The following is a 9,523-nucleotide window of genomic DNA, read 5'->3' on the forward strand; positions in this document are numbered from 1 at the left end:
GTGTTAGAAAGCATTCGTCGAATGGATATCTGTCTCCAGTTATATTTGAAATAACTAGACCAATGAAAAAGGTCGGTTAATTGTGTCTATAAAATTGGGGGAAGATCATACTTATCATAAAATTTTTAAAATGAAAAATAATAATAAAATAAAGATTCCCTAAATAAAATTCAGATAATGACAATTGATTTATTTAAAAGATTTCATATCTATGACAAAACGATATCGGACATCTCCTTTTACAACACGATCATACGCTTCATTTATTTTTTCCATGGATATCAATTCAATTTCAGATGAAATATTATGTTTACCACAAAAATCAAGCATTTCTTGTGTTTCCTTTATGCCACCAATCAAGGATCCTGCAAACCTTCTTCTCCGAAAAATGAGGGGAAATATGTTTAATGAATTGGGTTTTTCAGGAGCTCCGACCTGAACCATTGTTGAATCTAGTTTTAATAAATTTAAAAAAGGGCTTAAATCAAGATCGGATGAAACAGTATTCAAAATAAAATCAAATTTATTTGCATTTTGAGCTAGCATTTCTGGTTCCGAAGTATTGATATAATGTTTCGCACCTAACTTAGAAGAATCTGATTTTTATGATCCGAACGGACTTATTACGGTTACTTCAGCACCCATTGCTACGGCTAACTTAACAGCCATATGGCCTAATCCACCAAGCCCAATAATGGCAACCTGATCCCCTTGTTTTACATTCCATTGACGCATTGGAGAATACGTTGTTACTCCTGCGCATAAAAGAGGTGCCGCTTTATCTAAAGGTAAATTCTCAGGAATTTTCAAAACAAAATCTTCTGTCACTACAATTTGTTTTGCATATCCGCCATAAGTTTGTGTTTCAGAACCTTTTAGTTTGCTATTATAAGTAAACGTACAGCCATTATCACAGTATTGTTCCGTTCCATTTTTACATGAAAAACAATTGCGACAAGAATCTACCATGCACCCAACACCGACAGAATCACCCACCTTGAACTTTGTTACGGAAGATCCTACTTCAGTTACTTTGCCAACAATTTCATGACCAGGAACAACGGGATAAATAGATCCACCCCATTCATTTCTAGCGGTATGAATATCGGAGTGACAAACTCCACTATAATGTATTTCAATTTGCACATCATAATTGCCTGTTTTTCTATTTTGAAATTGAAATCTACGTAGTGGTTCGTTCGATTTAAAAGCAGCATAAGCTTCTATTAATGACATAATTTATCTCCTTAAATAAAAATATGTTTATAATTCTATTTAAAAAAATAGCATTATTCCATTCCTTCATCAAAGAAAAGAATTTTTATTATTTTTATTTGAGAAAAATTAAAATGAGTTATTATTGAGAATAATATTTAGAAATCAATCCCGAAATAAGCTCTTTATTATTAAAAACATTTTTTATTTCATTCCAAAATAATAATTTATCTTTATCAGAAAGTTTCGATTTTTTAGAAAAAGGAACATAATATGATTTTTGTACATAGAATTTTTTATGTATTTTTATTTCATTTGAAATTTTTTGAAATTTCTTTAAATCTAATAAATAAGCAAAATGTGTGATCACACTTCCTTCTTTATCACGAAGGAGTTTTTGAATATTTATGGTATCACTTTTACTGACTTCCAAATCGTTTTGAAAAACAGACTCCAATTCATTGACAATGGAATATCCCCTAGAGACCCGAACCGGTCTTGGAAGTTGTTTGGGATCTCCTTTGTATTCAAATCGATTCGATTTTAAAGTAATGATAACGTAACCAGAACAAGCAACCTTATAAAGAGAAGAACAAGGTTTTTTTCTTTTGGTCCAGAGTCTGGAGGGTAGTCAAGAAATAATGCTCTATCTGTTTTATAAGATGCATTTAACGCTGCATCCATTTCACCCTTTTGAAGCATTGAAAAGCATCTATTCCAGGGCATAAATTCAAATTTAAAATCAACATCAACTTTTTGTTTAAAGTTATTTATCGCAATTTTTAACACATCAATACTAACATTTGTATTTGATTTACTAGAATCTTCTAATCTCAAGTCATTGGCACAAATATGTAATACTAATTTATTAGAATAAGCTTTTGTATAAGTAACAAAAATTATTATATAAAGTAATATTTTAAAAAACATTATTATATTCCCAAATTTAAATTGATAGCTCTTTATAAAGATATCTTTTTTAATAAAAAAAATCAAATTAAAATAATTTAAACAAATACGCTATTGGTAAGCTATTAAAATGATAAAAAAATAAACTAGTTTATCGCTTATTTACCAATACAAAAAGTTGAAAATATTTTTTCAAGAACATTGTCTAAATGAATTTCACCGACAATCTCCTGAAGAGATTGTCTTGCGTGATTGATAATTGATGAAATTTTTTCAGGAAAATCTCTTTGCTTAATTAAATTTATAGCATCATCAATACATTTAATTGCAATTTCTACTTTATTTTTTTGTCTCATAGAAATTAATGCTGGATTTTCATTTTTGGTCAACATCCCTGTCAATTCTTCATGCAAAATTACAAGATACTTGGATAATAACTCTGTATTATCTATAGAAGTAACAACGATACTTGAATTTAAACATAAGCCAAGAGGTTCTTTTTTAAATTCAGAAATACAAGATTCATATATACTCTGAATATTTGTAATTACTTTTTCATTTAAAAGATCTTTTTTACTAATAACAACTAATATTTTTTGGTCTTGATTTATTTTAGCCTCACTTAAAAAAGTTTTTATTTCAAACTTAATGAAGTCAGAAACTTTTTCAAATTCAACGTTTTCAAGATTTATAATAAAACAAATAATATCTGCAATACTTGCTGTTTTTAAACTCCGTTCTACACCTATTTTTTCAACTGTATCGGTTGTATTTCGAATACCAGCAGTATCTATCAAAACAAAATCTTTATTTTTTATTACTAATCTATCCTCAAGAACATCACGAGTGGTGCCAGGGATATTTGTAACAATTGCTCTTTCATAACGTAATAATGCATTATATAAACTAGATTTACCTGCATTAGGTTTGCCTAAAAGAGCGACTTTTACTCCTTCTCTTATTTTAAGCCCAGTTGTGTAGGTGCTTAATAGCGCCTCTAATTTAGATTTTGCTTCTTCCATTTGAGGTAAAAGTGAAGAAGGATTGTAATCACCAACCTCATCAGGTGCAAAGTCAATATGGGCTTCTAAGTATGACAATATCGATATTAATTGATCGCGAATCATTTCTGTTTCTTTAGATAAAACACCTTCAACTGTATTTCGAACAAGCTGTATTCCACCTAATGTTTCCGTATGAATAAGCTGATTAATCCCTTCTGCTTGGGCTAAATCCATTTTTCCATTTAATACCGCTCTTTGGGTAAATTCGCCCGGTTCCGCATCACGCATTCCAATAGAACGCAATAAACTTTGTAATTTAGCTGATATTAAAGGATTTCCATGGACTCCTACCTCTATGACATCTTCCCCAGTATAACTTTTAGGAGCAGGAAAAAAAGTAATCATAACATCATCAATTAAATTTAAATTTTGATCTTTTAAATAAACATAATGAGTAAAAGCTTTACCATTAGATTTTTGCAATAATAAATCAATATTTAAATTTTCATTTTGACTCGTAGGTTTATATACATATTTTGATATTATTTCAAATAAATTTCTTCCAGATATTCTATGCAAATGAATTGCACTTCTGTAAGATGGTGAAGCTAAAGCAAAAATTGGATCAAAATTTGAACTCAAACCATAATTCCTTTTTATTTTAAGTATATAATTAAAAAAATTTAAACCTTGCTTTTTGTATATAAATAGCAAGGTTTTAAAAGAAAATATAATTAATTTTCTTTATTTAGGACTGCATTTTTTTTCACATTAACATTTTTTAATTCTTCTTCATCAGAAGAATCATTATAAGAAAAAGCACCCACTCGTTCTCTATTTTGTTTAGTTACTATGTTTTGATTATTTCTCTTTTTATGTGGTCTCTTTTTAAATTTTGTTGGAACAGAAGAATTGGAATCATTTTTATCCATTGAGGGAGCTTTGTTCGTATTATTATTTTGTTGAGCTAAATTTTGAACTTTATGATTTTGTTTTTTTTCAGTTGAATAAATAACAAGACGTCTTTTATCACCAGTGCCCACACTTCGAGTAGCAACACCAACAAAACCATCAAGAGCAAGGTGAATCACCCTACGCTCTTGGCTACTTTTTGAAGATAAAATAACACTTTTACCCGTTTTTTTCACTTTATCAGCTAAAGTACGAGCCATCCCAATGAGACGTTCTTCTCGTTTTTCAGAAGACTCGCCTGCATCAAGAGTGATTCTTGATGAAATATCTCCTAATTTTTTTTGAGCTACTCTTTTAAATACATGTTCAAAAGCTAAAGATAATTTGTCACTTTTGCTCAAATATTTTTCAATTTCGGGATCGGATACACGAACAACAGTTTCATTATCATGAATAATTGTTTCTATATTATCTTGAGAAATACCAAATGCAGCAAAAAATAATTTATTATAATGATCAAATAATTCTTCAACGCCTGCGCTTTCCATATTTAAAATGGAACGATTTATTTGTGTATCAGGACGAGTTGTTTGTCTTTTTAAAGAATGACTTTGTTTTTCATTTTGTTGAATTTGATAGGACTCTTTTTTTATAGCTGTTTCTTTAGAGTCTTTTTTCGTATTTGTTACGGGAGAAAGATTGGGTTTAGAAGAGTTACTTTTTACTAAGGTTTGTCGCACAACTTCTCTTGCAGCAGCTTGGAGATCTTCTTTTACAGTTTCGACCCATGCCTCAATACGAATGGAGCGAGAAAACAGCCTAGAAAACAATCCAGTAGAAGGTTGTTGAATTACATTATAACAAAGCAAATCCTTATTTGTTGAAAAAGACTTAGCAGCTTCAGATAAAGCCTCCTCTAGAGTCTTTCCCGTAAATTGCCTTTTATCCATGAAAACTCCATATTTTGGATTATATTAACAACCCCAGATTATGAAAATAAAATGAGGTCATGATTGGGTCTTATAAAAGACCCTTAGATTAAGTTTACTTTATTTTGCAGAAGCTTTCTTGTAATGACGTGTCAGGAACGCCTGCCTAATCATTGAGATGAGGGTATTCGTTATTACATAAAGAGCTAATCCCGACGGATAGAAAACCATGAATACAGAAAAAAGAATAGGAAGAAATTTCATCATCTTAGCTTGAGTCGGATCCATTGAAGGCATTGGCATCATTTTTTGATAACCAATCATTAAAAATGCCATAAGAATAGGTAAAACAAAATAAGGATCATGTTGAGTTAGGTCTTTTATCCAAAAGAAAAAAGGAGATTGACGTAAATCAAAAGTATGTCTCAAGCAAGAATCTAGCGCAAAAAATACGGGAATTTGTGGCAATAATGGCAAACATCCGCTTAAAGGGTTTACACCACTTTTTGACATTAATGCCATTGTTTCTCTTTGTAGAGCTTGCTTATCTTCTTTATATTTTTCCTGTAATGCTTTCATTTGAGGTTGAATAACTTGTAGCTTTTGAGCCGAAGCGTAACCTTTAATTTGGAGTGGCAAAAAGATAATATTAATTAAAATTGTTAAGATTATAATTGCAATACCCCAGTTATTAACAAGTCCATGAATAAAATAAATGATATGATACATAGGACGAGCAATAATTTTAAAGAAACCGTAGTCAATTGCTTCACTTAAATGATATTGATCAAAATCTTTTAAAATTGTTTCATTTTTAGGGCCAATATAAATTTTATAATTATAAACGACAGACTGACCAATAGCGAGATTAACAGGTTGTTTTACCCAAGCTTGATAACCAGTTTGATCTACTTGTGAAAGAGCATCTTTGCCATAATTAAACCCTGTACGCATAATTTCAAAGCCAACAGGCATTTGATTTAATGGCATTACGGTATTCATCCAGTATAGAGAGTCGGCGGTCATCCAACTAAAAAAACTTCCAGATTCATTTAAAAGAGCTTTAGGACCTGCGGATTCATCAAATGGAGTAAATTCTCTTAAAACTTTTCCATCTGGCAATCGAACCGCTGCAGAATGGTATTGCGGAGGAACGGAAGAAAACATACCACCATGATTTTTATTGTCTGAGGTAGCTCCTAACTCAAAATCAACATTGGTGTTTTGAGGAGACTGTGAAATATTTTTAATGACAATTTGCAAATCACCACTGTAATTTTTATCTGAAAATTTAAAAACTCTTGTGATCTCAAGACCACCAGCTCTTTGCACAATTTGCAAATCACCTTGTGGGGTTTTAGAAATACCTGCAGGCTGCTCACGAAGATCTAGAGTCCCTATACGGAAGCCATAAGCTTTACAAATATAATAATTTTGAACAACAGATACGGGAGAGGGGTCGTCATAAGCAAGCTTTTCACCTGCTAAACTATTGTTTCCAAGACAACCACCCATTGGGGTGAATTCAAATGTTGCATAAGATTTTTTTATAATTAAATCCGAAGGATTTGCAACAGTTAGAGGTTGTAATGCCACTTCCTTTTCAGGAGCTGGTATCGCTTGAGTCTGGTTTTCAACAGAAGAAGCGATAATTGTCGTCGCTTGAGGTTTTGGTGCCATAGATTCATTTGGTGAAGTATGGTTTTTGGGTTGAGTTGCTTTTAGATTATTTTGACGTTCATTCATTTCTTGTTGTTGTTTTTGAGCATAATGATAGTTAATAGCATAATACCCACCAAATAAAACGAACAAACCTAACATAAAACCAATTGTTTCTTTTTTCACTTCAAAATCCCGTTCATTACTTTGTTAAAACTTTAAGGGAGATCAACTCCGCCTCTATGAAAAGGATGGCACTTGCAAATTCGGACAGTTGTTTTGCCAAAACCTTTTATTACGCCATACTTTTGAAATACTTCCAAACTGTATTGAGAACAACTTGGATAAAACCGACATCGTGAGCCAAGTGCTGGAGAAATACACTGCTTATAAAGCTTGATCAAGAAAACGAACAAAAGAACAACAGAATCGTTCCATTTTTTTAGACTCATTGCTTTGCTTCCAAATTTGAACAGCCTCTTGATAGGACTTTTTGCATCGCATTTTGAACAGCGGCAAGAAGATCTTCCCAAGTTGCTTCTAATACACTTCTATTTGCCATAAATAGAACCTGAATATCAATACCTAAAGGAAAATGAGCTGTTTTTATATAATGCATAAAAGCATATTTTAACCGTCTTCTTGCCCTATTTCTTTTTACAGCTCTTTTATGAACTCCTTTTTTTGAGGTAACAACAGCAAAATTTAATGAGCCTTTTTCATCTTCTGTTTTTTTAAAAGACATGTAAGTTAGAAAATAAGTTGTCCTATATTTTGATGCATTTGAATAAAATTCAGCAAAATTTGTTATTTTAGAAACAGGATAAAAAGAGGGAATTATCATTTTAAGGTGTCGTCCTTTTTGGCACTAATTTCACATTTAAAGCAGGATACTGGTTATGCTCTAAATATAGTCATTCATCCGATTCAAAGGAAAAATATGGTTGCAAACATATACACCCAAAATCGAAGATATGCTTTCTTCAAACTATTAAGGCTTATATTACTGTCCCTTTGCTTTGCAACATTTGTTTTTCCTTTCTCCTGTTTTGCTCAAACTTCTGAAGGTATTGGCAAACTAACTAACGTAATTGGTAAAGTTGAAGTTGTCCGTTCTGGCAAAACCTTAACAGCTGAAAAGGATTTTGTCTTACAAGAAACAGATGAACTTGTAACCTATGACAAAACGGCGCTCAAAATCACGTTTAATGATGGAAGCAATTTAATGGTATTTCAAAATGCACGCATTAAATTAGCAGAATTTAAAATGAAAGCCAAAGCAGAAAACGTAAATGATGTTAAAACAGCGATTGATATCGTTAAAGGGAAAGTACGTTTTTTTGTCAAGCCTCAAGAAGAAGCAGATTCTGGAACAGGAAAAACCGACGCCAAATTTAAAACCTCAAACTCCGTAATGGGAATACGTGGGACAAGCGGTTTTATTGATGCTTCTGTACCAGGAAATACACAAATTGTTGTTACTACAGGAACTGTGCAAGTAACAAGCATTGCAGATCCAAGCAAATCTGTTGTGGTTCCAGCAAATTTATTTACCGAAGTTGTAGGCAATAAGTCGCCAACTGTTCCTAAACCTGTCCCACCTGCAGTTTTAAATAAGTTAAATGCAGATGCAGCAGCGGTAGATCCAAACTTTAAACAAAATGAATCAAAAATTAAAAATAAGAACCAACAAAACAATAATCAGCAACAAAATAATGAAGGCAAAGGGAAACAAGGAAATGAATCTGGCTCTACAACTCCAAATGGGTCTTCAGGAGATCAAAAGACAGTAGGAACCTCTTCTGGGACTGCGGAAATTAATTCTGCTGTAACAGACCAAAGGAAACAAATATTTAATCCCGATGGAACAAGCACGGTTATTAGCACAAATTCAAATTTAAACGATTTACTTGTTACCCAAGGAAATATTTCTGTTAGGCCAACAAGTTATGGCGATATTGATCCAATCAAAAATTCATTACAACAGGTTACCGATATTACAAATTTAATAAACAGACAAATCAACACAATTATACAGACAGTAACATCATCACAAACACAAAAAACAGTTAATATTAATGTAAATAGTCCAAGTTTACCTTAACAGTAACAGGAAAAAAAATAAGTATGAAGACAATTATTAAAGATGCAAACATTCATTTAAAGTCCATAGAAAAAAATTCAAGAATAATTGAAATTTTAAAAGCATCTCTTAATTTAAATTCACAAGATGAATCTGTTTCACCTCTTCAAAAAGATTTCTTAGCCATTGAAGTTGCATACTCATATAGACATTTTGGTTTTAGTTTATTTTCAAAAACTAGCTTAGAATTCAGTATAAAAGAAATGTCTAGATTGTCTGGTGTAAATCATAATTTTATAAAAAACTGGCTTGCTATTACAGCGGATTTAATTTTGCAAGAAGTTTCTGTTGAAAAAAAAGAGACTTTATATGAAGAAAATATTTTGGAAGAAATTTTTGCTCATGACTTTGTAAAAAGAATTTTTTGTTCGGAACAAGAAGAAGATTATTTAACTGGAATGGCCATATATCCAACTGAAACAGTTGAAAAAATAAGAGAAATTTCAAGAAGTAAAATTGCAAAATTAACCTCAAATGATAAAAATAATTATGATGATTTTATTTTAGAAAACAACGAGTTCTTTTTAGATGAATTTCCATACATAAAAACATCAATTTTTAATTATCTAAATCAATTACAGTCCGATCCTTTATCTCTTTTATCTTGGAGATTAGAGTCGTTTATTAGTTTTATCGAAAAATATAATGACTTTATCTTTATTTTAAAAGAAATCAATTCAGAGAAAAAGTTTGACTCAAAAAAAATTATGGCTGTTGTTTCTTTATTAGTACCTCATAGTGATGATATTGGA

Annotated in this window: 9 protein-coding genes and 1 pseudogene; 2 read left to right on the top strand and 8 right to left on the bottom strand. The window is 31.2% G+C overall.

Annotation, left to right across the window (positions count from 1 at the left end; translation table 11 throughout):
- Positions 1-189 precede the first annotated feature (189 nt).
- The 8 genes and pseudogenes from ACIQ56_RS10595 to ACIQ56_RS10630 form a co-directional block, all read right to left on the bottom strand.
- Positions 190-1,236, bottom strand: a pseudogene (locus ACIQ56_RS10595) (NAD(P)-dependent alcohol dehydrogenase).
- A 121-nt stretch (positions 1,237-1,357) separates the two neighbouring features.
- The gene (locus ACIQ56_RS10600) at positions 1,358-1,672 is read right to left on the bottom strand and encodes a hypothetical protein (protein ID WP_397601031.1); all 315 of its coding nucleotides are present in this window, start codon (positions 1,670-1,672) and stop codon (positions 1,358-1,360) included.
- Positions 1,673-1,758: 86 nt separating this feature from the next.
- On the bottom strand, positions 1,759-2,145 hold the full coding sequence (locus ACIQ56_RS10605; protein WP_397601032.1) for a hypothetical protein: 387 nt from the start codon (positions 2,143-2,145) through the stop codon (positions 1,759-1,761).
- Positions 2,146-2,282: 137 nt separating this feature from the next.
- The gene (mnmE, locus tag ACIQ56_RS10610) at positions 2,283-3,770 is read right to left on the bottom strand and encodes a tRNA uridine-5-carboxymethylaminomethyl(34) synthesis GTPase MnmE (protein ID WP_397601033.1); all 1,488 of its coding nucleotides are present in this window, start codon (positions 3,768-3,770) and stop codon (positions 2,283-2,285) included.
- Between the two features lie 92 nt (positions 3,771-3,862).
- Positions 3,863-4,990, bottom strand: a complete 1,128-nt coding sequence (locus ACIQ56_RS10615) for a protein jag (RefSeq protein ID WP_397601034.1) — start codon at positions 4,988-4,990, stop codon at positions 3,863-3,865.
- 99 nt (positions 4,991-5,089) lie between these two features.
- Entirely contained in the window at positions 5,090-6,814 is a 1,725-nt protein-coding gene (yidC, locus tag ACIQ56_RS10620) for a membrane protein insertase YidC (protein WP_397601035.1), read from the bottom strand.
- 32 nt (positions 6,815-6,846) lie between these two features.
- Positions 6,847-7,080, bottom strand: coding sequence for a membrane protein insertion efficiency factor YidD (yidD, locus tag ACIQ56_RS10625; protein ID WP_397601036.1), 234 nt, complete (start codon positions 7,078-7,080; stop codon positions 6,847-6,849).
- Positions 7,077-7,472 (bottom strand): ribonuclease P protein component, encoded by a 396-nt coding sequence (locus tag ACIQ56_RS10630; RefSeq protein ID WP_397601037.1) that lies wholly within the window; start codon positions 7,470-7,472, stop codon positions 7,077-7,079. The genes yidD and ACIQ56_RS10630 overlap by 4 nt, the downstream gene beginning before the upstream one ends.
- An 18-nt stretch (positions 7,473-7,490) precedes the next feature.
- Here ACIQ56_RS10630 and ACIQ56_RS10635 point away from each other — a divergent pair, with 18 nt between their 5' ends.
- Together ACIQ56_RS10635 and ACIQ56_RS10640 are read left to right on the top strand one after the other, a co-directional pair.
- The gene (locus tag ACIQ56_RS10635; protein ID WP_397601038.1) at positions 7,491-8,732 is read left to right on the top strand and encodes a FecR domain-containing protein; all 1,242 of its coding nucleotides are present in this window, start codon (positions 7,491-7,493) and stop codon (positions 8,730-8,732) included.
- A 23-nt stretch (positions 8,733-8,755) separates the two neighbouring features.
- Positions 8,756-9,523, top strand: a 768-nt coding sequence (locus ACIQ56_RS10640) for a hypothetical protein (protein WP_397601039.1), incomplete at its 3' end; no start/stop codon positions are given.

Origin of the sequence: Silvanigrella sp. (assembly GCF_044369315.1) — a bacterium.
In the GTDB taxonomy this organism is placed as follows: domain Bacteria; phylum Bdellovibrionota_B; class Oligoflexia; order Silvanigrellales; family Silvanigrellaceae; genus Silvanigrella.